Consider the following 26,629-nt stretch of genomic DNA (forward strand, 5'->3'; position numbering starts at 1 on the left):
CAGGAGATGCGCGGCAAGCCTGGAGCAGACGGCAAACCCGCCAGCGGCAATACCTTGGTCGCCCGCCAGGCACCCGAAAAAAGGGCCGGATCCTGACAGGATCCGGCCCTTTTGCCACCCAACAGACTGCGTTCAGAACTGGGAGTTGACTATTACCTCTTCCCCCAACGCGCCCGCCAGCGGCAGCGGCCGATAGGTAGAGTTGGCTGCCCGCAGCAAGCGTATGCCACGCACACCCACGGCCTGCGCCGCCTTGATATCCCCATCCGCATCGCCGTAGAAGATCTTCATCTGCTTATCCTTGAGCCACTGCACCTTGGTGTTCTGACCCGGTTCATCACCGGCGAAGATCACCGGATTGAGCCGCTCGGTCGGGATCCCCATGGTCTGCTGCAGCGTCTGGCTCACCGTCTCGGTCCTGGTGGCCGAGCGACCGGTGACGAAATAGATGTGATCGCCGCGTTTGAGGTGCATGGCGATGAGCGCTTTGCCCACCTCTTTGGGCACACTGAACGCATCCCAGCCGTTGTTCATCTTCTCCCAGAAGGCGGGATTCTTGAGATAACTCTCATCCTTGGGCGAGAACTCCTGCTTGCCACGATAGAAACCCGGGCTGGAGAAGAGCAGGGTATCGTCGATATCGAAGCCGACCGCCATCGGTAGCAGGCCATCCAGACTGGCGGCAATCTGCGCCACCGACACCCAGTGAATAGGGGCCTGCTGGGCGAGGGTGACTGTGGTGACACCGGCAGCAACAGGCTGAACGATCGCAGCGTCACCAGCCAGCGCAGGCAGAGAGAGCGCAGCCGCCAACAAGGAGGCAAGCAGCGCCGGGCGAGAGAAGTGTGTCATAAGAAGGAGTCATCATCTGCAATCAAAAGAGGGGTCAATGGTGCCCCCATCCAATTCCTCAAACTGTGAATGCTCCAGCAAAAGGGAGTATTTGACGCCTGAACATTAATCTTCGATGGGTAGCAGATCGGTAAAGACAAAGCCGTCTCGCTGCACGGTTTCCCCTACCCGGATCCCGAGCGGACGGGAGAACATGGGGCCATCCCAGGCCAAGGTATGAAACTCGCCATTCTCACCGCAGGGGTCCACCCCGGTGGGCAGGAGGGCCAGCAAGGCGGGATCAAACGCGTGGCCACCCAGGCTGGCATCCAGTTTTTTCGGGTCCAGGGAGCTTATCCTGGCCTTCAGGCCGGCCGCCATCATCTGCTGCGCCAGCTCGCTCGTGTCGCTGCCCCACAGTGGAAACAGCGGCTCAATGCCCGTTCCCACCAGCTGTTTCTCCCGATAAGCGCGCACATCCTCGAGGAAGAGGTCGCCAAACGCCATGTGGCGGATCCCCTGCACCACCACGCCCGCAATGAACTCGGTCATGATACGGGCGTAGTCCTCATTGGTGCAGGGCCAGGGCAGGTCTATGGTGGTCAGCGGCAAGCCAACGCACTCGGCCTGCTGCATCAACAACTGCTTGCGCACTCCGTGCATGGCCACCCGCTCGAAAGCCTGATTGAGCGTGGTAAACAAACCCACCACTTCGATGGCCGGATCCTGCCGCAATGTGTGCAGCGCCCAGGCGCTGTCCTTACCGCTGCTCCAGGAGAGCAGCACCTTGGTTTTCGTCATGATTTATCCCGTTATCTTGTGCCCGGAAACTGGCTGAGCCCCCGGGTATCATCGTTGTTATTCACCCCGGGAGCAGGATCCCGGATGTGGGCCCGGTTCCCCAGCCTCGCGGCACCAAAAAGCTGCAAGACAGTGTTGCGAATTACGCGATTTACACACCAGAGGCGGACAGCATACTCTCGATAACCTGTATATGCCCCTTGCCCGGGGCGACAATAACTAAAAAAACCGATGGGAAACATACGGATATGACGACAACCGCACAACAACACGATCACGCCCGCCCCCTCAATCGACAGGATTACAAGACCCTGAGTCTGGCCGCCCTCGGCGGTGCGCTGGAGTTTTACGACTTCATCATCTTCGTCTTCTTCGCCGTGGTGATTGGCGAGCTGTTCTTCCCGGCCGACATTCCCGAGTGGCTGCGCCAGTTCCAGACGTTCGGCATCTTCGCCGCTGGCTATCTGGCGCGCCCCCTTGGCGGCATCATCATGGCCCACTTCGGCGATCTCATCGGCCGCAAACGCATGTTTACCCTCAGCATATTGCTGATGGCACTGCCTACCCTGCTGATCGGCCTGCTTCCCACCTACGCCGTGTTGGGTATAGGTGCACCGCTGGCCCTGCTGGGTCTGCGTATCCTGCAGGGAGCCGCCATCGGTGGTGAAGTGCCGGGTGCCTGGGTGTTCGTGGCAGAGCACGTGCCCGCCCGCCGGGTCGGGCTCGCCTGTGGCACCCTGACCGCCGGGCTGACGGCCGGCATACTGCTGGGTTCCCTCATCGCTACCGCAGTCAACAAGAGCCTGACCCCGGCCGAGGTGAGTGACTGGGGCTGGCGTGTTCCCTTCCTGCTCGGTGGCATCTTCGGCATCGTCGCCATGTACCTGCGCCGCTGGCTACACGAGACACCTGTTTTCGCCGAGATGCAGGCCAACAAGGCCCTGGCAGAAGAGCTGCCGCTCAAGACTGTGCTGCGCAACCACAAGGGCAGCGTGGTGATATCCATGCTGCTGACCTGGTTGCTCTCCGCCGGCATCGTCGTGGTGATCCTGATGACCCCTACCTACCTGCAGAAAGTACATGGCATCAGCCCCGCCGATGCGCTGACAGCCAACTCCCTGGCCATCCTGGCCCTGACCCTGGGCTGCATCCTCTATGGCCGACTGATCGATGCCATCGGCAGTGGTCCCACCTTCATGCTGGGCTCCCTGTTGCTGGCAGGCGCCAGCTACGCCTTCTACCATGGCCTGGCAGCGGGCACAGATCTGCTGGTGCCGCTCTACATGCTGGCGGGCTTCGCGGTCGGGATCGTTGGCGCCGTGCCCTACGTCATGGTCAACGCCTTCCCGGCTGTGGTGCGCTTCTCCGGATTATCGTTCTCCTACAACGTGGCCTACGCTATCTTCGGTGGCCTCACCCCCATGCTGGTCACCCTGTGGATGAAGAACGACATGCTGGCCCCCTCCCACTATGTGGTGAGCCTGTCGGCACTGGGCTTTGCCATTGGCCTGCTACTCTGGCTGCAACAGCGGCAGAAGGCGCCACAAACAGCCTGAACCACCCAAGAGCCCCGCAGACCTTAGGGGCTTTTTAATTCGGCATATGTTCAGCTTGGCCGACATAAGCTAGCCTCCCTACCGGGTCTGGTGACTGACCAGCCCGGGACTATCCCTTTCAATTGCTGTTATTCGAGGCTCAAGATGTTCTTTCAGGTCGTATTTCTCGCCTTGCTTGCCCTGCTGCCCATGGTCAATCCGCCTACCACGGCCACCCTGCTGCTGGGGCTGAGCAAGGGCATGTCCCGTGAGCACGTGCGCCGCCAGATCAATCTGGCCGCCATCTATCTGTTCTGCACCCTCTGCGTCAGCTTCTTCATCGGCTCCTCCATCCTGGATCTGTTCGGGATCTCCATTCCCGGCCTGCGCCTGGCAGGGGGGCTCATCATCGCCTTCATCGGCTTTCGCATGCTGTTTCCGGCCCCGAACCAGGAGGCAGAGGTCGATATCAACCAGAACATCGCCTTCGTACCGCTGACCATGCCCAGCATGTGCGGGCCGGGTACCATGGCGCTGGTGATCAGCGGCGCCGCCCAGATCGCCGAGCTGCCCGACGAGTACAACCGTTTCACCATCTATGCCGCCACAGTGACCGCCTTCGCCCTGATGAGCATATTCAGCTGGGGCGTGCTCAAGCTGGCGGATCCTGTCTGCAAGATCCTCGGCGCCACCGGCATAGACGCCATGACCCGGCTCATGGGCTTCCTGCTGGTGTGCATGGGTATGCAGTTCTGCATCAACGGCATCAAAGAGGTGGCGCAGGATCCCGTGTTCCACGGCGCCCCTGCGGCACAAACGACACAGGCATTACCACATGTGTCCGGTGCATTTGAACTATTGGAGGATACCCGTCGGCCTTGACTGACAAAACGGTGTCATAACCTCCAACAATCGTCACTGATCTTGCGCCTGATCATGCTACTGACACACAAATGAGTTAGTGTGATTTTTGTACAGACTCAATTCAGAGTGTGCTTGATAGGTTTGTGGGTGAAGACACCCACTCACTAGCAGGAGATGTGCAAATGGAAAAAATGCTGACCGAGATTGGAAGCTACAGCCTGTTTCATGAATATCTGAATGTGGTCGGTGCAGCCAGCCCCGTCCTGGCCAGGATAAAAACACGGTGGGAGTACAAGCAGAGCGATCGTCTGATTGCCCAGATCAGGGTCGATCCACAAGGCAATGCGCGATTTTACATAGACGCCAGAGCCATATCGGTCAATTGACCCAGCCCCCTATCCAGCAGCCCCGGCCATGTGCCGGGGCTTTTTGTTGGTTGCCGTCTGCCTGAATGACAAAACCCCGGCAAGAGCCGGGGTGTGATGTGGCAGATGCCGCGTCGGGTTACGCGCGCCGCGGTTGACCCAACCTAGGAGGTGCCACCCACGGTGAGCTGGTCCAGTTTGAGGGTGGGCTGGCCGACCCCGACTGGAATACTCTGCCCCTCCTTGCCGCAGACGCCGACACCGCGATCGAGGGCGAGGTCGCGACCCACCATGGAGACCTGGCTCATCGCCTCGGGGCCATTGCCGATCAACGTCGCCCCCTTGATGGGAGTGGTGATCTTGCCATCCTCGATGAGGTAGGCCTCGGAGGCGGAGAAGACGAACTTGCCGGAGGTGATGTCCACCTGGCCGCCGCCAAAGTTGGGGGCATAGATGCCCTTCTTCACCGAGGCGATGATCTCGGCCGGATCATACTGACCCGCCAGCATGTAGGTGTTGGTCATGCGCGGCATCGGCAGGGCAGCGTAGGATTCGCGGCGGCCATTGCCGGTGAGCGGCACGCCCATCAGGCGGGCATTCTGCTTGTCTTGCAGATAGCCCTTGAGGATGCCGTTCTCGATCAGCACGTTGTAGCCGCCCGGCGTCCCTTCGTCATCTATGCTGACGGAGCCCCGCCGCCCCGGCAGGGTGCCATCGTCGACGATGGTGCAGTGTTTGGAGGCCACCTGCTCGCCGATGCGGCCAGCGAAAGCGGAAGAGCCCTTGCGGTTGAAATCCCCCTCCAGACCATGGCCCACCGCCTCATGCAGCAGCACGCCGGGCCAGCCGGCACCGAGCACCACCGGCATGGTACCGGCCGGTGCATCGATGGCTTCGAGGTTCACCAGCGCCTGACGCACCGCCTCGCGCACATAACCAAAGGCCCGGCTCTCCAGCCCGTCCAGCTCCAGGAAATAATCATAGCCACAGCGACCACCGCCGCCGGCACTGCCACGCTCGCGGCGATCCCCCTTCTCGGCGATGACGGTCACCGACAGGCGAACCAGCGGGCGCACATCGGCGGCGAGCGTGCCATCGGTGGCAGCCACCAGTATCTCTTCATAGACACCGCTGATGGAGGCCATCACCTGATTGATGGCGGGATCCAGGCTGCGGGCAAACTTGTCCATCTGCTCCAGCAGGGCGATCTTCTGGTGCTTGTCGAGGGTCTGCAGCGGATCCATGGCCGGATAGAGCAGGTTGCCCTCTGTGCGGGCCCAGGCCTTCACCTTGCCGTGAGCACCGGCAGCGGCGATGCCACGGGCGGCGGTCACCGACTGTTGCAGTGCCAGCAGGCTCAGCTCGTCCGAGTAGGCGAAGCCGGTCTTCTCGCCGCTGACGGCGCGCACCCCGACCCCCTGATCGATGTTGTAGCTGCCATCCTTGACGATGCCATCTTCCAGCATCCAGGACTCGTGCCAGCTGCGCTGGAAATAGAGGTCACCGAACTCCACCTGATGGCTCATCAGACTGCCGAGCAACTGCTGCAGGCGGCCTTCGTCGAGATCGTGCGGGGCCAACAGGGAGGCACTAACCTGGCTCAATAGACTCAATCTTCTTCTCCACTCTCGTAACGAGATGTTTTAAATCGTCTTGCCGACGGGTTGGCAACAAGCCACACCATCACAACAAACGGGCATGGGCCAGCACTGGCATGGTGCGATGCAATTCGTCGATAAGCCCGGGCTCCAGCTTCGCCAGCACGGTACCGCGCCCGGACTCTTTGCAGGCCAGCACCCGCCCCCAGGGGTCGATCACCATGCTGTGGCCCCAGGTCTGGCGCCCCGTCTCGTGGGTACCACCCTGATTGGCGGCCACCACATAGCACTGGTTTTCGATGGCGCGGGCCCGCAGCAACGGTTCCCAGTGCGCCTCGCCGGTCACGGCAGTAAAGGCGGCAGGCACCAGCAGCACGCGGGCTCCAGCCCGGGTCAGCTGGCGGTAGAGCTCGGGAAAGCGCAGATCATAACAGATAGAGAGGCCGAGGGGACCAAAGGGGGAGTCCACCAGCACGCACTCCTGACCTGGACTGAACGTCTCCGACTCCCGGTAGCGGCCCTGATTGTCCGCCACATCCACATCGAACAGGTGGATCTTGTGGTAGTGCCCCTTGAGATCCCCACTCGGGTCGAACACCAGCGAGCTGGTGCGAATATGCGCTGAACCTGCGATGGTAGTCGGCATAGCCCCGGCCACCAGCCAGATGCCATAGTCGCGGGCCCACTCGGCCAGCTGCTGCTGGATGGGGCCAGCACCGATCGCCTCGGCACCATCCAGATAGCCCTGCCGCTCACCAAACAGGGCGAAGTTCTCCGGTAGCAGCACCAGCAGTGGCCGCTCGATTGGCAGCGCCGCCAGCTCGGCGGCAATCTGCTCCCGGTTATCCTGCCAGCTGCGGCCTGATATCAGTTGTATGGCGGCTAACCACATGACGCTCTCCTTGTCCGCGTTAAGCGCGATCCACAATATCCGGGTCTTTATCCATCTCGGCCAACAGTTTACGCAGATGATGCCTGACCAATCCACGCTGGCCCCGTTCAGCCCATTTGAGGCAATCGAACAGCTCCCACACCAGCCCATCCCCTTCGGCCATATAGGCGGGAAAGTCCCAATGGCTGGGCGCCGGGCCGTCTACCTCCAGCGCATGAATGCAGGAGGTTTTATCGAACAGCGGCAGATATGGGCGAGCCAGAGGGAATTCTGCGTTCACATCGATCAGATGGATCTCGATGCTGGTGAAATCATAAAAAATATAACGCCAGTAGTAGCCCTGATTGCCATGCGCCCCCTGCCAACAGTGAAACACCTCTCTGCCCGCCAGAAACCGATCAATGCAGGGCTGCCCATCACGATGAAAACCAGGTTCCACCATGAACAGCACATCCACATCAGAAACCCGATCGGCCTTGCCCTTGGCCAAAGAGCCGACCACTACCGCAGCCAGCACCTCGACTCTGGGTTCAAAACACGCCACTACCGCCTGCACCAATGTCCGCTGCAACGGCGGTATGGCAAGCAAGTCCATCTGGTCATCACTTCCTGTCATGGCTCACTCCTTGTGATGGCAGACCAGCCTCAGCGCTGGGTGGGCCCCGCCTGTTTAGGGGTCAGCAGTAAGGGGGTGACTTCCTGCGTCGGCAGAGTGGGGGTCACCGAATCGACCGCCTCTTTCTGCTGCTGGTTGAGCTTGATACGAGCCCTGTCCCGCCCCGCTTCGATCAACTTGGGAGCATCCAGCGGACCCGAGACCCGAAAATCGATGCGGGTCACCACGTCCACTACGGGCTCCAGCAGCTTGGAGAGGGCCAGCACATAGAGGCCGGTGATCGGGGTCAGGGAGAAAGCCGCCAGGACCGGCAGGGTGCCGCCCAGGTTGGGAGAGAAGCTCAGCTCGTAGTCGAGCCGCCAGCGCACCAGATCGGCGATCCCCTCACCGCGCAGGTTGCCCGCCGCCCCCTTCATGTAGAAGTCATCATTGCTGACCTGCCCCTGCTTGATGGTGGCGGAGGCGGACATGGATTCGAAATAGAAGCCCTTGTCGAACACATCGCGAAAATCGAGCCGCAGCTTGCGCAGCAGGGAATCGAGACTGAGCAGGGAGAGCAGCCGCGCCCCTTTGTCGTTGACCTCGCGCAGAGTCCCCCCCTCCAGCTGATAGTTGGCACTGCCGGCCAGGGTCGACACATCCAGCCGATAGGGCACATCGTTCCAGTTCAGATCCAGCGCCATCTTGCCGGGTGCATCGCCGATGGGCGAGGTATAGCCGAGCCGCTTGAGCAGCAGCTCGCTGTTGTTGCTGTGTATGTTGGCGCGGGCATGGGTTTGCATCCGGCCTGGCTGGGCCAGCCAGTCCACTGTGCCGGTCAGCTGGCTGCCCGCCAGCCGCATGTCCAGATCCTTGAGGGTCAGCTTGTTGGCGCCAGGCACCAGCTCTCCCTTTACCTCACCCAGCGGCAGAGCGCCGAAGCGGCAATCCACACAGCTGAAGGTGAGCCAGGGAATGGCGTCCATGATGGCCCTGTCCTGTCTGGCATCGGGCTTGGGGCTCAAATCCGAACTATTGCCGGACCAATAGATGCGGGCAAATTTCGCCTCTATGGGCTGACGCCCGGTCACCGGCAGGTGCACCACCCCCATCACGTCCGGGCTGTCGATCATCACCTCGGTGGCCTGCTTGACCGGCCCCACAGTGAAGTGCACCGCCTTGAGGGTGGCGCTGCCGATGTCGGCGCGGACCAGCTGACCATCCACCCACCACTCCCGAGGCAAGAAGGCGGGGCCGACCACGGCATTGCCGCCCGGCGCCGTGCTCGCAGGCAACCACTGCTTGAGTCGGACCAGCCAGCCGGCCACGTCCGCATGCTGCTGGTTGATGACCAGCAGCATGGGCTTGTCACGCAGCACCCGGGCCCCGGGCTGACCCACGTCCACCCGTACCCGGCTGAGGTAAGGTGCGCCATCGCCATAAACCAACCGGCTCTGCATATCCACATCCGCCCCCAGCACGGCGCGAATGTCGGCGCTGCCGTCGCGGCCACGGGCGGTCACCTTGAGCGGCAAGCGGCTGTTGGCGGCCTTGGCCAGCGGTGAGGGCAGATCCAGCCCCATGCCCTGCAGGTTGGAATCCAACGCCAACTGGAAGCTGAACGGCTTGTCGTTGGGCAGGGTCAGCCCCAGGGTGCCGGCCCAGTTGCTGCGCCCCTTGAGGATATCGAGAGCGGGGATCTTGCGCTGCTCGCGGCGGCTGTCCCACTGCCCCTTGAACTTGAGATCGACCTGATAACGGTTCGGCAGCTGCTGGCCCTGATAGTCCAGGGTCAGCGGCTGGTTCCACAGGCTGGCTTTGAGATTACTGAAACGGGTCTGTTCGTTGTCATATTCGAGGCGGCCCTGCACTTTCTCCAGCGGCAGATCCAGGCTGGCAACCCGCACCATGTTGTTGCTGAACAGGGCGTCACCGTTCGCCTTGACCTCACTCTCGCCATTGAGGGGGATATCCAGCTTGACCGAGCCCTTGAGCGGGCCCCGGATCTCGATCTCCCGCAGCGCCTGACCGACAGAATCCCCCAGCGGAGAGTCCTGCAGGTAGTCGCTGATGGCCTTGCCCTCCCCCTGTACCTTGGCATCCACATAGAGGTGGGCGCCCGGGTAGAGATCCGGGATCCAGGCATGCACCGAGTCGGATCTTGCTTTGCCAAGGTGGGTGGAACGGCTGTGCATATCGAGGCTGGCATTCTGGAACAGCAGATCGATCTGCAGCTCGGTGAGTGGTTGCCAACCGGGGAAAAACCGGAAGGTGGCCTGTTCCAGCGGCACCGCCACCTGGAAGATCCCCTCACCCTTGCTGAAGGGGAAATCCTTGAACTCGCCGTACCAGAGCAGATCCGCACCCTTGGCCTGACCGCCCTTGATGGCACCGCTCAGGTAGTCCACCAGGCCCTTGCCCATCACCTGCAAGGGGTAGTAGCGATCCGCATTGCCCGCATTCTTGACGTTGATACGACCGGTCAGGGCGAGGAAGGTGTGCTCAAAGAGATCCATTCTGAAACGACTGGCGAGGGTCAAATCCGGGTTGTCCAGCGCCACGTCCTGACCATAGAGCACCCAGCCCCTGGGATCCTGCCACCAGTCGAGCCGCGCCGAGAAGCTGTCGACCGGGATCGGCTCCTTGAAATGGCGAGCCGGATCCACCTTGTCCTTGTCCAGTGCCAACCGGGCGCTGCCGCCGATCGGGGTCAGCCAGAACTCACCGTTGAGATCCTCCACGCCGGGCACATCCTGCCAGGCTGTGACCTTGATGTGGGAGAGCTGGCCGCTGAGAGAGAGTCCGCGCCAGTCGGCGTCAGCCTGCAGGATAAGGTCCTGGACCTTGCCGGTCGGACGGGTCTGCTTGAGAGTCTCGGTCAGCTCTGGGTAGAGGCCGGAGACCAGCTGGCTCAGATTGGCGACCTGATCCAGATCGATGGCGGGCAAATACCCCTGAATGCGGGAGCCAACCCGCTCGAGCTGCAACCGGCTCTGCAGCCAGCGCTTGCCATCGAGTTTGAAGGTCACGTCATGGCTGGCGAGCTGCCACTCTTCACCATCCCGGTGCAGCTGGATCTTGCCCCCCTGCAGGCCAAGACGGTGCATGGCACCCTGTTTCTCATCCTTCCAGATCAGGTAGTTGTTGCCAAACGCCAGCACGGATTCCCCCAGCTGGCCGCTGGCAAACGTGCTCCAGAGCTGAAAATCGAGCTGGCCGGCCACCCGTGGATCGCCAGCGTGGATCCGTGCCAGCATGGGGCTGATATCGAGCTGGCTGGCTTCCAGATAGAGCTGGCCCTTGAGACGCTCGAACCGCGCTTCAGGCGCATCCACATCCAGAATGAGATCTATGGTGCTCTCGCCCACCCCGTTGATGAGATAGGCCTTGCCGACCCCCTGATGGCGCTTGCCGCGGTTCTGCCAGCGCAGCTGGGCGATGTCGAGGGCCCGCACCTCCCCCAGCGCCGTGGTCAGGCTGAGGCGGGTGTCATGAATGTCGAAAGTGGAGAGCTGGGTCAGCAGGAAGCGCAGCAATGCTTGCTGCTGATCGCGGCCGTTACGGGGCTCGAGGTCGGCTGGCTGGGCCAGATCCAGGGCTATGTCGCCATCGCTCAAGATGAGCTGCCCAAACACGGGTTTGAGCTCGTTGAGGGAGCGCCAGAAGTCGAGGTGCGCCCACACCTTGCCAAGACGCACAGCGAAACGGCCGGAATCGGGCGCTATCACCAACTGTTGCAGTTCGAGGGCTGGGCCGCGCTGGGTCCAGTCCAGGCCGATGCGATCAACGCTGGCTTCCAGCTTGCTGTCGGCCAGCAGGGTGTCGAGCAGTGCCTGTCTATGCTGGTTGAGTAAGGGGCCACCAACGCGCACCAGACTGACCAGGATGGCCAGCAGCACGAAGAAGACCCCGAGGGCTAACCAGCCCCGACTCAGCCAGCGATAGACCAATTACATCATCACCACATCGAATTGTTCCTGACCGCAGAGCGGTTCACTCACCACCCGGACCTGCTTGCCGATAAACACCTCCAGCTCGGCGAGGCTGTGGGACTCTTCGCCCCGCAGGTAGTCGGCCACGGCTGGCGCGGCGTAGACGGTGAACTGATCCGCATCGTAGGCGCGATTGACCCGGATGAGCTCCCGCAGTATCTCGAAGCAGACCGACTCCACCGTCTTGACCCGACCGCGCCCCTTGCACTCGGGGCATTCGGAGCAGAGCACGTGTTCCAGGCTCTCGCGGGTACGCTTGCGGGTCATCTCCACCAGACCAAGCTGGGAGAAGCCATTGACGTTGGTCTTGGCCCTGTCTTTGGAGAGCGCCTGCTCCAGGCTGTGCAGCACCCGCCGGCGGTGATCCTCGGACTGCATGTCGATGAAGTCGATGATGATGATGCCACCGAGGTTGCGCAAGCGCAGCTGGCGGGCGATGGCCGCGGTCGCCTCGACGTTGGTATTGAAGATGGTCTCTTCCAGATTGCGATGGCCAACGAAGGCACCCGTGTTGATGTCCACCGTGGTCATGGCTTCGGTCTGGTCGATGATGAGGTAGCCGCCGGATTTCAGCTCTACCTTGCGATCCAGCGCACGCTGGATCTCGTTCTCCACGTCGTAGAGATCGAAGATGGGTGACTCGCCGGAGTAGTACTCCAGCTTGCCGGCCAGTTCGGGCACGTACTCCTCGGTGAAGCGCTTGAGCTGATCGAAGCTCTGGCGTGAGTCGACCCGGATCTTGTCGAGCTCGGCGCCGACGAAATCGCGCACCACCCGAAATGCCAGGCTGGGATCTTCGTAGAGGATCTTACAGGGCGGGTATTTGTGCTTGCGCTCCAGGATCTTGCGCCACAATCGCTTGAGGAAGGCAGCGTCCTGCTCCAGCTCCTGCTCCCCCACCCCTTCGGCGGCGGTGCGAATGATGTAGCCACCGAGATCATCCACATAGCTGGCCACGGTACGCTTGAGGCGCTCGCGCTCCGCTTCGGATTCGATGCGCTGGGACACCCCCACATGCGCACTCCCCGGCATAAACACCAGATAGCGGGACGGCAAGGTGATGTCGGTGGTGAGACGGGCGCCCTTGGTACCCAGTGGATCTTTCACCACCTGCACCATGATGTCCTGCCCCTGGCGTACCAGCTCGGCGATGTTGCCAACCTGGAACTGCTCTTTCTCCTTCACCGCCACGCACTCGGTGTGCGGCACTATGTCGGAAGCGTGCAGGAAGGCCGCCTTGTCCATGCCGATATCGACGAACGCCGCCTGCATGCCGGGCAGCACTCGGCTGATCTTGCCTTTGTAGATGTTGCCCACTATGCCGCGCTTGGCCTGACGCTCTACGTGCACTTCCTGCAGCAGACCGTTTTCGACCAGGGCAACCCGGGTTTCGGAGGGGGTGACGTTCACCAGCAGTTCTACCGACATAAGTTACCTTGCCTTTCTAGTTTTAAATTCTGGCAGCCAAACCGGCACGTGCCCGGTGAGTAACGCAGTAAGAAACAGCCGGCGAGTTTCACCGACCCCTGCCTTGCCTGTGATGGCTTCAAATTCTGACCGCCATGTTCCGACCCTGTGCCTGCCCGCTGAACGGGCCTTGCAGAACACGGCTGGCGGATAGATTACCGAGACTGTTCCAGATGATGCTTGATCAGCAGATCCGTTTCCAGCAGGGGCAGACCGACCACGGCGCTGTAGCTCCCCTCGATGCGGCTGACAAACTTGCCCGCAATCCCTTGAATCGCATAGGCACCGGCCTTGTCACAGGGCTCACCCGTGCGCCAGTAGGCCTCGATCTCGGCCTCATCCAGCTTGCGAAATGCCACATTGGTGGTGACCAGGCGCACATCGCAGCGCTCCGGGGTAGCCAGCGCCACCGCCGTCATCACCTGATGCACCTTGCCGGAGAGCGCCTCCAGCATGTCTTTGGCATCGAGCAGGTCGGACGGCTTCTCGAGCACCCTGTCACCCAGCACGACTATGGTGTCGGCACCCAGCACCGGCAGAGCCGCAGGGGCGGCGGCCACGCCGGCCATCGCTTTGTCACGGGCGAGGCGGCAGACGTAATCCTGTGCCTTTTCACCCTCTTCCCGCCGCTCCGGCACATCCAGTTTTAGCACCTCGAAGCGGTACCCCAGCTGGGCAAGCAGTTCATGGCGGCGGGGCGAGCCCGAGGCGAGATAGAGTTGCAGTTCGTTGTGCTTGTTCATATTCACTTAATGAGAGGAGGTAAGGTTACAATGCATTGTTTTTGCACATATTCACTTGATATTGAAGCGGCGGCGCACCTTGCGCAAGACCAGAAACACCCAGGGCCATATTAGCATCGTGCTCAGGGTCGACCAAAAGTAGGCAAGATTGAGGCTGGCACGGCTGAACAGGTGTTCGGCCCAGAAGATGGTCACCTTGCCCACCAGCGAGAGGCAGCCAATGATCAGCGCCTGTTGCCAGAGGGAGAAGTTGCGGATCTTCTGAAACTGGAAGGCCGCCAGATAGGTGGTAATGGCCATGGCCATGGCCCGCACGCCGAGGGTGCTGCCCAGCAGCACATCCAGCAGCAGGCCCGCCACCCAGGCAGAGCCGACGTTGGTCCGATGCGGCAGCGCCAGCGCCCAGTAGATGAGCACCATGGCGAGCCAATCCGGACGGAAGGGTTCAAATTGAAAGGGAAGCGGCAGGATCGACAGGCACAGAGCCAGCAGAATCGAGATCCAGATCCAGATCCTGCCGCTGGCGGGTTGCAGCATCAGTGCGTCGCTCCCGCAGTCGAGCTCAGCGCGACCGATGCAGCAGCCGGGGCCGGCGCCTCTTCATCATCATGCACGTCCGGATTCTTGTCGGTCCACAGCAGCAGCAGGTAGCGCAATCTGTCCAATGCCACCAGCGGCTTGGCCTCGACCTGGGCAAAGGGCTTGCCCTCCACATAGTCGGAGCGGGTCACGGTCGCCACCGGATAACCTTCCGGGAAGCGGCCGCCAAGGCCGGAGGTGACCAGCAGGTCGCCCACTTGCACGTCCGTGTTGCGCGGCAAGTTACGCAGCTCCAGCTTGTCCAGCTCGCCACTACCGGAGGCAATGGCACGCAGGTCGTTGCGCAGCACCCGTACCGGGATACCGTGACTGGAGTCGGTAATGAGCAGGACGCGGCTGGTGGTGGAACCCACGTGCAGCACCTGACCTATCACCCCCTGATCGTTGATCACCGGCTGACCATTGTAGACACCATCCAGCGCCCCCTTGTTGATCAGCACCTGATGGCTGAAGGGGTCGGAATCCACCGACAGCAGCTCGGCCACCATCTTGCGGGACTCCTTGTGTACCGGGGAACCAAGCAGCTCACGCAGACGCTGGTTCTCGTGCTCCAGATGATCCATCTTGAGCAGGCGCGAACGCAGGGTGAACAGCTGTTGTTCCTGCTGCTTGGTTTGTTCGATAAGACCGGCCCGGGTCTGCACCTGGGTAGACATGGTATCGAGCATGATACCTGGCGCATTGGCCATGTATTGCAGCGGACTGACTAACGAACTGAGGTAGACGCGGACATGGGTAAACACACCGAAGCGAGAGTCCGCTACGATGGCAGCAATGGAGATGATGACGGCGAGAAACAACCGTAACTGAAGCGAAGGGCCTCTACCAAAAATGGGTTTCATGAGTCGTCAAAAAAGAGCCGGCGCGCTGGCCGGCTTTGGGTCTTATTCGTAGTGGAACAGGTCGCCACCGTGCATATCGATCAGCTCCAGCGCCTTGCCGCCGCCACGGGCCACACAGGTGAGGGGATCTTCGGCAACCACTACCGGTATGCCGGTCTCTTCCATCAGCAGACGGTCGATATCCTTCAGCAGTGCACCACCACCGGTCAGCACCATGCCGCGCTCGGAGATGTCGGACGCCAATTCTGGCGGAGACTGTTCCAGCGCCACCATCACGGCGGAGACGATACCGGACAGCGGCTCTTGCAGCGCTTCCAGGATCTCGTTGGAGTTGAGGGTAAAGCTGCGCGGCACACCTTCGGCCAGGTTGCGACCACGCACTTCGATCTCGCGTACCTCTTCGCCCGGATAGGCGGAGCCGATTTCGTGCTTGATGCGCTCGGCGGTGGCTTCCCCGATCAGGCTGCCATAGTTGCGACGCACGTAGCTGATGATGGCTTCGTCAAACTTGTCGCCACCGATCCGCACGGACTGGGAGTAAACCACGCCGTTCAGGGAGATGATGGCCACTTCGGTCGTACCACCACCGATATCAACCACCATGGAACCGGTCGCTTCGGAGACCGGCAAGCCGGCACCGATGGCGGCAGCCATGGGTTCGTCGATCAGGTAAACCTCACGGGCGCCTGCGCCCAGTGCGGATTCCTTGATGGCACGGCGCTCTACCTGGGTAGAGCCACACGGCACACACACCAGCACACGGGGGCTCGGGCGGAAATAATTGTTGTCGTGAACCTGCTTGATGAAGTGCTGCAGCATCTTCTCGGTCACGTAGAAGTCGGCAATGACGCCGTCTTTCATCGGACGGATGGCGGAGATGTTGCCAGGGGTACGACCCAGCATCTGCTTGGCGGCATGACCGACGGCAGCGACCGATTTGGCGTTCCCGCGCTCTTGGCGAATGGCGACAACTGAGGGTTCGTTAAGGACGATCCCTTGATCTTTTACGTAGATCAGGGTGTTGGCAGTTCCCAAGTCGATCGACAGATCGTTGGAAAAGACGCCTCTGAGCTTTTTGAACATGGCTACGGGAAATCCTAAGAATTTGGAGGTGCAGAAAACCGGCTAACTTTACCAATGCCCACCCCAATGGGCAAGCGCTCAAACTGTCGCCAACCCATCAGGCGCGACAAAAATGCGAGTCATCACTCACTCGCACAGGCAGACAAACGCTAATAAACAAGAAGATAGGGGGGAAGATCACGAAGATCCGCCGCCCCGCCTCCATTACGGCATTACTTCGCGCCGATAAATAATTCTGTCATTACCCCGGCTGGAGCCGAAACGAGCCTCACCTTGCAGGCTTGTCGGGTCAGACAACCACGTCGGCGAAGATGGCTGTTTTGCCAAATCGACACGATAGGGAATGACGACATCCACATTGGGGGCAGAGAAATGAAAAATAATCTCGCCTTTTTTTGCCGTGGCTGAGCTGGCCGCCCCTTGTTGCCCGCTCAACGTTAGCGTACTGCTATAGGGCCGGGGTACATTACCGGTAACCTGGTAAGAAGAGCTCGCACTGTTAAAACTGATTTTGCGGTCTTTGTCTATCGGCGACTCACCGGGTAATGGATCAAAGCCATCATTTGCCAGCGAGAGCTGAGTACAGCTGTCCTCGTCGTTGGGCAACCATCCACCCTGTTCAAAACGCTCCATTAGTAGCGTCACAGGTAAGCTGGCACTGTTCACGCCACGACTTTTCCCGGCAAGCAGGCGGCCGAAATAGGCTGTCATGGTGTTATCCACCCGCGTAGGAATCGTTAACTGCCTAGCATTGCAGTTGACCCCTTTGGTACAACCATTCTTGATGCCCGGATTCAGGTCGGTTTCAGCTATGAAGCTGACTGAGGGTGACTCTCCATCGACCACTTGCAGGCCAAAACGTAGTAACTTGTAGGGCTCTTCGGGCTCAGTCAGGCTGGGATCTCGCTCAGAAAGCCGTGCAAAGCGACTCTGGCTGTCAATATTAGCTTCGCCAGATATCCAATTGGACATCACCGTCCCTACTCGATCCGTGCGATCAACCCCGTCATGGTTATTGCCAGCAACCAGATAGAGCCGCCCCTTGGCAAAATCTCCGCCATAGTTCTTGGTCACCCCAACGCTCTTGTTGCGAGCTTGTACCGCCATCTTGACCCCGAATGGCTGACTCATATAGCTGAACTGCCCACAAGCTGGCGTGAGAACACCGCTCAACAAATTGAAATCCCAAGGGACAAAACGCCCCACCGGCTGGCTCTGCGCAGAGGGGATTGTGTAGCCAAAGTAACCCTGAACTTGTGGCGTGACCACTGGTGGAGTCGCCGTCATCCGGAAGACCCCCACCTCGCTCACCGTCTGGCTAACACTATTGAGGCCGTTGCTCGCGGGAACATGGTTATAGGTGGCAGTTCCCACCGCTGCATCGGTGCCGGGGGTTGGCGCCACCAGGGTGCTGCCTAGGGCAATATTGGTCAGGGCAAAGTTGGGCGTGGTCTGATTCCCGACGCAGATATCGCTATCATTGGCAGATTCCCAGGCCATCGCCTTGATATCTACCTGGAACGTTTCCCCCGCTTTTTTGAATACCGGACAACTGCTATCACCTGCCACGCAGACCCCTTGCGGGGGCGTGATGCACAGGCCGACCGGACGTGCCACAAACTTGTCGGACCCCGTCATCGCCAGACCCGCCGTCTCGCCACTGCCATTATGACTGGCTGAAAGCTGCATCTGACCCGCATCGGGGTAGGTCACTTTTTTCAAGGTCGCCTTACCCTGATTATCGAAAGTCAGGTTAAGGGTGGTTGGCGTTGGCAAAGCAACACTGGCGGCATAAGTAGCAATGGCATTGCCATCGATGGAGATCTTGCTACCAAAGTTATTGGTATTTGGACTGGCATAGGTTCCCCAAAAACCAACCGACCTCACCCCGGTGAATCCGGGCACACATTGTTTGGTAATGTCGTCTTTTTTAACCGCACTGATAGTCACATCCTGAGGCTGGTTGGAATAGGTATCCAACACATTGAAGATAAAGCCACTGTCGGCAAAATTCAGGGTACAGGCCTGAATCGTTGGCACTCCATTGCCAGAAGTGCACAAGGTCTCGCTGAGCGGCTTGGCTGTAGGAACTGATTTTTGTACGCCTAACTTAACCGGTGTCTGCGTATTGTTACGCAGCAGAACCTTGCCGATTCCTCCAGTAAACGTCACCGTGTTACCACTGACGTTGCTGGCACCAGGTAATGGGTACCAGCCACCATCCGACAAGCCTTCTGGGAGTAAGGAAACAGAAACAAGCTCGGTAATCAGCAGGCTACAATCCGAATTAGCGCACGCCTTGATGGTTATTTCTTCGGGGTTGCAGGTTAGAGGCTGGCCTGAATACTGTAATTCGAAGTGATCAACTTGAACCCCCACCTCTCTTGATTTAAGTGCACATATTTCCACGTTATCTAGCTCATGGATATTGGTCAGCGCACCTGTCGACCCAGTCAGGGAGACATAAAAATCTTGCGGCAACGGGCTTTGGCCCAACGCAGGATCCAGTGAATCAAATGAATCGATAAGAGGGACAAACCCACCTCCCGTATCACGCTCCACTTTGACAAGGGCACGGCCACTGGTCCGTGAATCGACCGTAAGGCGGTAACGATGATTGGTATTTGCGCCGCCATTTCCATCGACCTTAGGATTCAGGCAATTACCAGAAGTGTTTTCCGTACCATTCTTGCAAGTACCACGCAGATAGTTATACCCGGAAAAATTAGCCCCCGATCCGCGCACCACCACAGATTGCGGACGATTCCCCACACTCCCCCCACCACCAAAAGAGGAGAAATTACCAAATTCATCCAACCCAAATCCAAGCCAGCCACCCGCAAATCCGGGTACGTTACTCGGTTGGTAATGACCATAACCAAGGGGGCCCCCAGCGGCGCCAGGCTGCGGTGTCACCGACGCGTCGGAGAACACAACCGTCATGCCATCCGCACCAGGACTGCTACCGCCATACGCGTAATGATTAAATGTCAGCGTCACCAAATTACCTGCAGCCGGAAAGAGCCGCTGATAAGTCGCAGATGTCGCTTGCCCCGTGCTTGCCTGAGTCATCCGCAGACGCTGGTTAGCTGTAATGGACGGTATAAATCCACCAGCACTCTGTTTGACGACCCAATTATCACCGAGTGGCGTGGAAAAATCATCGGTGTAACATTGTAAAATTGCCCCACCACACGGATGGCGTTGATTATATAAATCAACGATCTGACTGTCTGACAAAGCCGAGCCATATATAGCAACCTCGTCAATTCGGCCATTAAAGCTACGACTATCAATATAATCCCGTCCAATCTCTAAATTCTGTGTGTTCGCTCTTAATGCACTTACATCATTGCCAGAAGTGACAGGCACACCATTAATATAAATTGTTTGCCTTTTATTTCCTGCATTACTAGTGTCATACCGAATCGCGATATGCGACCAAGTATTTAATGGTATTGACTGTGCTGTAGTTAATGTCCCATTACCGCCAGCAGTTTTTTCCCAATACCAGAATATTCTTCCTTGACTATCAAGATGAAACTCATAGTTACCATCTTTTGACACTATGGAGTGTAGGTTGCCCGCAGATGGCCGACTAACCGGATAGACCCAAGCGGACACAGTCAACTGATTAGAAAATGACAAACGAGAATCATGTGGTATTTCAATGTATTGATTACTACTGCCCGTGAATTCACCATAGCCACAGGTGCCAAGATTATTCGAGTTCGCAGGTAATGCTGGTGCCACTGTATTGGTTTTCGCCCCTCTCATTGCGCGACCATGCAGCGCATTGGTAACGGAGTTTTTGACCTCTCCAACGAGACCAGCCCACTTATCTTCTTCAAGTTGATACAAGGCAACAGGCCCGGGAACACAGGCATTAACAGGATTGGATACAGGTAAACATGTGCCGGTCACAGAACTGTTGTTAACATTAACCACTCCCCCTACATTGTTTGTTGCTGCGGTCAAATTGCCATAAACAGTAGAGTTAGTAATGGTGATATCATTTGATGTGGTCGAGATAGTGACAGGGCTTCCTTGAGCTCCTAGCTGACTGCCTGTGGAATTAAAAGAGCTGGCGCCAGCGACACTTCCACCGGTCATATTGACCGAATTGAATGTCACCGAATTGTTAGAGCGCATGGTTATATTGCCACCGTAGGTTCCACCCGCCATAGTCACGGATTTATTTGCACTTATATCACCTGATAATTGCACATTTGTCACACTGACAGCATTGCTATTGCTGATTACATTACCCTGAACGACCCCGGAACTCAGTGAGACATTTCCACCAGTAGTAACATTACCATACAGGTAGATATTATTAAGTGTGATGTTGGAACTATTCGCAGAGATATCACCATATATGGTATTTTGATAACCTTGAGCGGTAATTTCGCCGGCGGTAGCTTGCAGGCTAATTTTTCTTGATGTATTACCTATTTTACTATTTGTGAGAGAGAAACCAGCACTAGCGATAACCGTCGAGTTTGTATTGGCGATGAGCACATCACCGTCATATAACGTTACCTGACCATTACCACCAGTACAGGTGTAAACATTTCCTGACTTTTGCCATATGGTATTACATGGTGGGTATTGATTGATGGATAAATTATATTGTTGCGCCACAGCTGTACCGCAGAAAAGTAATAAACCAACCAGCCATTTAAAATCCATCACTTTCCTCTCCACTTGTATCATCTGCCGCAATATCGATCGTCAGTACAAAGTGCAGGCGAATGACTTGCACTGAAACAGCGGTAACCACTCCAGCCAGAATCGACTAACACAACCGACATCATCGCCATCACGACTCATGGCGTTCCTCCATCATAAGCTTCGACCATCAGGGTTCGGCTCACGGCAAAATCAGGGTTGGCACTGTTGAGGTCCGAGCTGCCACAGGTGCCGACACTCTCGAGACGGTAGCCCGTGCTGCTCTGGTTGTTATAGGTCACCGGTACCTCCTGGCAACTTACGGCTACCTGACAACCTACCAAGCCAGGATTGCTAAACTGAGGCGGGGCCTGCACCAAGCTGCATCGATCCGCAGGTGGCGCGGTCGGTCGGTTCGGAAAAAGCTGATACAGGGCAATCTCCAACCCGCTCTGGGCGGCCAGCAGGGCTCGCACGCTACGCACATCTACGGTATTTTTCTCGCCGCTATCGACCAGAAAACGACCCATGGCAGCAGCCAGCAGCGCCATCACCACGATGACAAACAGGGCGATCATCAAGGCACTGCCCCGCATCCGCCCAAGCATGTGCGAATCAAGGGACATTCTGCATCTCTATCTTGTGGTTGAAGGTGACCGACTCCCCTTTGCGCTCGAACACAAAACGCATGCCAAATCCCCCAGCGGTATTGAAAGTCGAAGCGGCGGTCTCCCGATAGAAGACATTGCCAGGCCGCAGCGACTCGGCCATCAGGTCTCCTAGCGGTAAGGTGTTGCCAGCGGCACTGATCCCGGCACTGGTACGGTATAGCGCCCCCCCTGATACGCAGTAACGCACCTGCTCGCGAGCAAAATATGCTCTCATACCGGGAGATGTCCCATCCAGCTGCGCACCGCTATACCCGATGGCTTGGGCGCCAGAGATCACCGGCCCAACCGCCGTTACCTGCGCCACACAGCGGCCGTAATCACAGCGGTCCCGTATCGTCTGCGTACCGCTGGATATGGGCTGGGGAAACACCACCAACCAGTCGTTGCTCGGCTCAACCGCAACAGGCGGAGCCACCATAACCAGCTCAAGTGAGGACGAACTACCCGACGCCGGACGATTGAGGGCAAGATAGCGTCCGGAGTTACTGATCGGCCAGAACCGCAGACAGGGGCCTTGGTCCAACCAGTTACCATCCTGATCTTCAATACGCTCCGAGCCCGGCACCGCATCGTGCAGTTCGCGGTTAAGCCGCTCCATGGCGAAGCGGGCATCGCTCATCAACTGCTCGCGGCTGCTGGCATCCCCATAGATCTGGGTGCCGATGCCGATAAACTGGCTGCTAAAGGTCGCCATTATCCCGAGTAGCAGGATCACCATCACCAACTCGACCAGGGTGAAACCGCGCATTGCCCCTCTCATCAGTAGTTACCCCGATAGAAGGAGAAATCGAGCACGCTCCCATCCGGTAGTTTGACCTGCAGATCAATACGCTTGCCGATAGACTCCACCTTAAGGCCCGGGCTTCCAAACAGGTTATCCGGAGTGACCGCGATTCTGACCTGATAGTTGCGATACTCATCGCTTGCAACCTTGGAATCGGTTTGAGTAAAAAATGCCGCATCAATCCAGTCACCGTTGAAACAGCTAACCTCGACCCAGCCCTTGGCACAAATGGCACTGGTCTGATAATCATCCACATCATTAAAGGTGTAGGGGGCCCGTTCAGGATCATCAGGGCCATAACTGCCGGAGCAGGGAGAGATGGTCACCCCCGTAACCTGCTCGCCACAGCGATAGCTACCGCCGTTATGATCCGAATTTTGATCAAACGACTTTTGCAGTATCTCCCCTGAGAGGCGCTGGGCCAACTGGGCGGCACGTACCTGCTGCACCGGGTCCACCGCCTGCGGCGCCTGATTGATCAAGAGCCCGAGAATGCCGGTCAATGCCACCGCCAGCAGCACAATACCGACGATCAGCTCTATCAGGGTAAAACCGCGCTTAAGGGATCTCATGGATATACCCCTCGGACTCTATCTTGATGCGGCTGGTCTCACGGCCATCGCTCACCAGCAGAGTGCACCCGCTTGCGGTGGCGCAATTCCCGATTGGACGACCCAGCCGATCAAAGCGCAGCACAAAACTGCTGCTGTTATTGAGGGAGACAGTGATGCCAGAAGATGGGGTGATAAGGCGTCCCCGGGTGCGCTGATTATCACTCCAGCTGGCAATAGGGCCGGGGGCCGGGCAAACGGCACCGGTCATCGCCAGGGTGATATGGGCAAAACGGGACGCGTCCACCACCAGTTGGGTACAGCGGTTGGCGGGTTCATGCATATTAACGGTCTGCACCAGCCGCAGCCGGGTCAGCAGTTCGTCGCGAACGGTTTGAGTTTCAAAGCCGCCTTTACCCAGCCATTTGGGCACGGCAAAGGCGGCCAGAATCCCGAGTAACAGGATCACAATCACCAGTTCAATCAGGGTAAAACCATGTCTGCTTATTAATGCTGGTCGCATGCCATATTTACCCTTTTGAAGGAAGCAGAGAGAAAATCTCTCTGCTTCCTTCATCATTTTATTAATTACAAGCTTTAGTAACTGCAGATGGGACCGCAGTAGAAGTAGCTTCGGTATAAGTTATGTAGCATGTTGCCGAACTGGTAGATACACCGTTCGGGAAGATCCTGATGGATGCAGGGTTAGTACCTGTCGGGGCTGCAAACGCCCAATCATTTGCGTTCAGCTCCACAACTGCGGATAGCGCAGCTGAAGTCGCAACCGGGTAGCCAAACAGAGTCGACACTGTCTTGCCGTTACCCAGATCCAAGGCGTATGCGGTACTTTCTTTATCCTTACCTTTGAGCACTGCCTTGCTGTAAACCATAGCGCCAGCCGAGTTCAAAGAGCCCTCAACTCCTTTCAGGGTTGAAGTTCGCGCATCATCCTGCAGATTCAGGAACTTGGGCGCTGCTGTCACTGCCAGAATGCCCAGAATAATGATCACTATGACCAACTCGATCAGGGTAAAACCCGCCTGTTTTTTCATTTTACTTTCCTCTGTCAATTGATATTGGTGGTCACCTGACCGGACGCCGGACGGTAACTGAAACTCATAAATGCATCAGTACTGCCTTGCGGATCCTGATACTTGCCATCACTGCCCTTACTCAAACTATTGACCAGATAGTAGCGACAGACGGAGTCCAGGCCGTTATTGGTCACACTGACATAGTATTTCAGGTCATTGCCGCTACCGCGCACCTCGTCAAAGCTGGCAGTAGCCTTGGGCGGGTTCTGCAACAATCCCTCCCAAATCTTGAGACAGCGCTGGGCCGTCAGGTTAGCCGGGTCCACATCGATACCGCCACCCGCCGAGGTATCCATGGGATAACCGGGCGACAGCTCGCCATTGCTGACTTGGGTCTCGGTCGGCGTGGTCAGATAGAAACGCGAACCGTCATACAGCACCGTATTGAGGCTGTCCTGCTTGGCTCGTCCCTCCGCTTCCCACTGGGCCCGCACCTGCGACACACCGGTGGCAAAGCCGCCGGAGACCCCTTCCACACTGGCCTTCTTGGCCTCGTCGGTCACATCGAGGAAGCGAGGCAAGGCGGTCACCGCCAGGATCCCCAGGATAACGATGACGATCACCAGCTCGATCAACGAAAAACCCGCCACCCGAGACGTTATTACCAACCCGGGATGTGTTGATGCCATTCGATTTGTTGCCATGGTCCCTCCGTAATAACCCGCATTATTTCATGCAGATATAAAAAAATCATTTAACTGGGCCACACAATGGGCCTCATTCAAGGCTTTTTCAGCACTCTGCCATCAGAAAATTGATACATCAGCCAATTATCTTCCCAACCGAACTCGCATCCCCCGCCATCGCGGCTCGCCAGCGCTTGCAGCGGCGGCAGATCCTGGCTCTGTGTGCCTATGATCGACAACCACAGCTGGCGGCAATTTTCCGAGGGCGTCAGCAGGGGGCCGGCCCCAATAGGCCAACCACTGTTATCAAACTGCCAGACCAGACCATCGGCGAACAGGCTCGCGGGACGGCGCTGCTCCAGCCAGAGTCCGTGCAACCTTTGCGTCCGCCCGGCAAACTGCTCTCCCAGCAGGACCAGGCTGAGGGCCAGCGCCTCCGCTCTGTGGGTGCGATAGCTCTGGGCCAGGGTCGCCACTATGATCAGCAGCAAGATCAGGGCGGCCATTCTCCTATATCCCCCCAGCCAGCGATCATCCTGTTGTGATTGTCTGCTCACTCGCACCTCTCTCACACCCAGTTAACCAACCACATTGCATCATATCCCCATCAAGAGGAGTAAAGGCCGTTAGCTACCGCGCACGGCCCGCATCATGCCCCCACCAGGAGGAGTAAAAGTCGTTAGCTACCGCGCACAGCCCGCATCATGCCCCCACCAAGAGGCGTAAAGGTCGTTAGCTACCGCGCACGGCCCGCATCATGCCCCCACCAGGAGGCGTAAAGGTCGTCAGCTACCGCGCACGGCCCGCATCATGTCCCACATGGGCGTGAAGATACCCAGTGCCAGCACCAGCACCATGACGGCCACTATGCCTATCAGGATGGGCTCGATACGGGCGGTCAGACTCTTGAGGTCATAGTCCACCTCCCGCTCGTAATACTCGGCCGCCTCATGCAGCAGGTCGTCAACCTGACCGGTCTCTTCCCCCACCGCGATCATCTGCATCACCAGGGGGGTAAACAAGCCGCTGCTGCCAGCGGTGCGTAGCAGGCTCTCACCCCGTTCGATACCGGCTCGCATGTCACGGATCTGGCCCGCCATATAGGCGTTATCCACCGCATCGGCCACCAGGGTCAGCGCCGTATTGAGCGGCACCCCGGCCTTGAGCATCATGGAAAAGCTGCGGGCGAAGCGGGCCAGCAGGGAGCGCTCTATGATGGTGCCGACGATGGGCAGCCTGAGTTGCCATCTGTGCCAGATCAGCTTGCCCTTGACCGTTGCAACCCAGCGCCGCCAGCCCAACACCATGGCGAGCAGTATGCCAAGCAGCAGCCACCAGTAGTGGACAAAGAAGTGGGAGGTGGCGAGCAGGATCCGGGTCGTCAGCGGCAACTCGACGCCGAACTTGGCAAACATGCCGGCGAAGACGGGGATCACCATGATATTGAGGATCACCATGGCGATGCCGATGGCGATCATCACGAAACTGGGATAACGCATGGCGGTCTTGATCCGCTTGCGGGTCTCCAGCTCCAGATCGAAATAGTTGGCAAGCTGCAAAAAGGCCTCTTCCAGCTGACCCGTGTTCTCGCCCACGTGAACGATGGCGACGAACAGACTGCTGAATACCTTGGGGTGAGCCTGCATCGAGCTGGAGAGCGGCCGGCCGTTGCCGAGATCTTCCCCCAGCGCGTGCAGCGCTCGCTTGAGCGTCTTGCTGTGGGCACTCTCCTCCAGCCCGGCGATGGCACGCAGTATGGGGATCCCCGCCCGGGTCAGGGCATACATCTGGCGGCTGAATACCACCAGCTCGTCCAGCTTGACGCCCCCTTCCAGCAACAGCGACCAGTCGATGGCGGCCGATTTCGCCCTGCCCGGCTTGAGTTCGGTCGGCATCACACCGCGGCGCATCAGCTGCTCGGCCGCAGCCATCTCGTTAGCTGCGTCCACCACGCCGTTGACGGCATTGCCCTGGCTGTCGCGCCCCTTGTAGGCAAAGGTACTCATGAGGTGCGCCCCTGACCG

General features: G+C 58.5%; 23 protein-coding genes. 3 read left to right on the top strand and 20 right to left on the bottom strand.

Going from position 1 to position 26,629, the window contains the following annotated elements; translation table 11 throughout:
• Positions 1–132: 132 nt before the first annotated feature.
• Together aphA and WJM78_RS21170 are read right to left on the bottom strand one after the other, a co-directional pair.
• Positions 133–852 (bottom strand): acid phosphatase AphA, encoded by a 720-nt coding sequence (gene aphA, locus WJM78_RS21165; protein ID WP_339011788.1) that lies wholly within the window; start codon positions 850–852, stop codon positions 133–135.
• 105 nt (positions 853–957) lie between these two features.
• Positions 958–1,632, bottom strand: coding sequence for an ATP-binding protein (locus tag WJM78_RS21170; protein ID WP_339011790.1), 675 nt, complete (start codon positions 1,630–1,632; stop codon positions 958–960).
• Positions 1,633–1,880: 248 nt separating this feature from the next.
• On the opposite strand from WJM78_RS21170, the gene WJM78_RS21175 reads away from it, so the two are divergent.
• From WJM78_RS21175 to WJM78_RS21185, 3 genes are all read left to right on the top strand, one after another.
• Positions 1,881–3,188 (top strand): MFS transporter, encoded by a 1,308-nt coding sequence (locus WJM78_RS21175; protein ID WP_339011793.1) that lies wholly within the window; start codon positions 1,881–1,883, stop codon positions 3,186–3,188.
• Positions 3,189–3,332: 144 nt separating this feature from the next.
• On the top strand, positions 3,333–4,049 hold the full coding sequence (locus WJM78_RS21180) for a MarC family NAAT transporter (RefSeq protein ID WP_042037945.1): 717 nt from the start codon (positions 3,333–3,335) through the stop codon (positions 4,047–4,049).
• Positions 4,050–4,213: 164 nt separating this feature from the next.
• Positions 4,214–4,417: a hypothetical protein gene (locus WJM78_RS21185; protein WP_042037946.1), complete on the top strand. Its 204-nt coding sequence runs from the start codon at positions 4,214–4,216 to the stop codon at positions 4,415–4,417.
• A gap of 143 nt (positions 4,418–4,560) precedes the next feature.
• Here WJM78_RS21185 and tldD read toward each other — a convergent pair whose 3' ends face one another.
• The 18 genes from tldD to mshG all read right to left on the bottom strand — a co-directional run bounded on the left by tldD (position 4,561) and on the right by mshG (position 26,611).
• Positions 4,561–6,009 (bottom strand): metalloprotease TldD, encoded by a 1,449-nt coding sequence (gene tldD / locus WJM78_RS21190; RefSeq protein WP_339011797.1) that lies wholly within the window; start codon positions 6,007–6,009, stop codon positions 4,561–4,563.
• A 70-nt stretch (positions 6,010–6,079) separates the two neighbouring features.
• Positions 6,080–6,886: a carbon-nitrogen hydrolase family protein gene (locus WJM78_RS21195; protein ID WP_339011800.1), complete on the bottom strand. Its 807-nt coding sequence runs from the start codon at positions 6,884–6,886 to the stop codon at positions 6,080–6,082.
• Positions 6,887–6,905: 19 nt separating this feature from the next.
• On the bottom strand, positions 6,906–7,502 hold the full coding sequence (locus WJM78_RS21200) for a nucleotidyltransferase domain-containing protein (RefSeq protein ID WP_339011803.1): 597 nt from the start codon (positions 7,500–7,502) through the stop codon (positions 6,906–6,908).
• 29 nt (positions 7,503–7,531) lie between these two features.
• Entirely contained in the window at positions 7,532–11,431 is a 3,900-nt protein-coding gene (locus tag WJM78_RS21205) for a YhdP family protein (protein ID WP_339011806.1), read from the bottom strand.
• Positions 11,432–12,901, bottom strand: coding sequence for a ribonuclease G (gene rng, locus WJM78_RS21210; RefSeq protein ID WP_042037955.1), 1,470 nt, complete (start codon positions 12,899–12,901; stop codon positions 11,432–11,434).
• A gap of 194 nt (positions 12,902–13,095) precedes the next feature.
• On the bottom strand, positions 13,096–13,683 hold the full coding sequence (locus WJM78_RS21215) for a Maf family protein (protein ID WP_042037957.1): 588 nt from the start codon (positions 13,681–13,683) through the stop codon (positions 13,096–13,098).
• A 51-nt stretch (positions 13,684–13,734) separates the two neighbouring features.
• A complete protein-coding gene (mreD, locus tag WJM78_RS21220) occupies positions 13,735–14,220 on the bottom strand; it encodes a rod shape-determining protein MreD (protein ID WP_042037959.1) in 486 nt (161 codons plus the stop codon).
• Positions 14,220–15,125: a rod shape-determining protein MreC gene (gene mreC / locus WJM78_RS21225; protein WP_339011812.1), complete on the bottom strand. Its 906-nt coding sequence runs from the start codon at positions 15,123–15,125 to the stop codon at positions 14,220–14,222. Before mreC ends, mreD begins: the two co-directional genes overlap by 1 nt.
• Positions 15,126–15,167: 42 nt before the next feature.
• Entirely contained in the window at positions 15,168–16,208 is a 1,041-nt protein-coding gene (locus WJM78_RS21230) for a rod shape-determining protein (RefSeq protein WP_005308111.1), read from the bottom strand.
• A gap of 204 nt (positions 16,209–16,412) precedes the next feature.
• Positions 16,413–20,900: a DUF6701 domain-containing protein gene (locus tag WJM78_RS21235; RefSeq protein WP_339011816.1), complete on the bottom strand. Its 4,488-nt coding sequence runs from the start codon at positions 20,898–20,900 to the stop codon at positions 16,413–16,415.
• A gap of 137 nt (positions 20,901–21,037) precedes the next feature.
• Positions 21,038–21,457 (bottom strand): MSHA biogenesis protein MshP, encoded by a 420-nt coding sequence (locus tag WJM78_RS21240; protein ID WP_339015969.1) that lies wholly within the window; start codon positions 21,455–21,457, stop codon positions 21,038–21,040.
• A gap of 37 nt (positions 21,458–21,494) precedes the next feature.
• Positions 21,495–22,298 carry a PilW family protein gene (locus WJM78_RS21245; RefSeq protein ID WP_422388425.1) on the bottom strand — a complete coding sequence of 268 codons (804 nt, stop codon included), beginning with the start codon at positions 22,296–22,298 and terminating at the stop codon, positions 21,495–21,497.
• 11 nt (positions 22,299–22,309) lie between these two features.
• A complete protein-coding gene (locus tag WJM78_RS21250; RefSeq protein ID WP_339011822.1) occupies positions 22,310–22,906 on the bottom strand; it encodes a type II secretion system protein in 597 nt (198 codons plus the stop codon).
• On the bottom strand, positions 22,893–23,408 hold the full coding sequence (locus tag WJM78_RS21255; protein WP_339011824.1) for a type II secretion system protein: 516 nt from the start codon (positions 23,406–23,408) through the stop codon (positions 22,893–22,895). Before WJM78_RS21255 ends, WJM78_RS21250 begins: the two co-directional genes overlap by 14 nt.
• A gap of 61 nt (positions 23,409–23,469) precedes the next feature.
• Positions 23,470–23,937 carry a prepilin-type N-terminal cleavage/methylation domain-containing protein gene (locus WJM78_RS21260; protein ID WP_339011825.1) on the bottom strand — a complete coding sequence of 156 codons (468 nt, stop codon included), beginning with the start codon at positions 23,935–23,937 and terminating at the stop codon, positions 23,470–23,472.
• Positions 23,938–23,951: 14 nt separating this feature from the next.
• Positions 23,952–24,623, bottom strand: a complete 672-nt coding sequence (locus WJM78_RS21265) for a type II secretion system protein (protein WP_339011828.1) — start codon at positions 24,621–24,623, stop codon at positions 23,952–23,954.
• A gap of 77 nt (positions 24,624–24,700) precedes the next feature.
• A complete protein-coding gene (locus WJM78_RS21270) occupies positions 24,701–25,162 on the bottom strand; it encodes a hypothetical protein (RefSeq protein WP_339011831.1) in 462 nt (153 codons plus the stop codon).
• A 228-nt stretch (positions 25,163–25,390) separates the two neighbouring features.
• The gene (gene mshG, locus WJM78_RS21275; protein ID WP_287146433.1) at positions 25,391–26,611 is read right to left on the bottom strand and encodes an MSHA fimbrial biogenesis protein MshG; all 1,221 of its coding nucleotides are present in this window, start codon (positions 26,609–26,611) and stop codon (positions 25,391–25,393) included.
• Between the last annotated feature and the right edge of the window lie 18 nt (positions 26,612–26,629).

The sequence above is a fragment of the Aeromonas popoffii genome (assembly GCF_037818705.1).
GTDB lineage: Bacteria > Pseudomonadota > Gammaproteobacteria > Enterobacterales > Aeromonadaceae > Aeromonas > Aeromonas popoffii.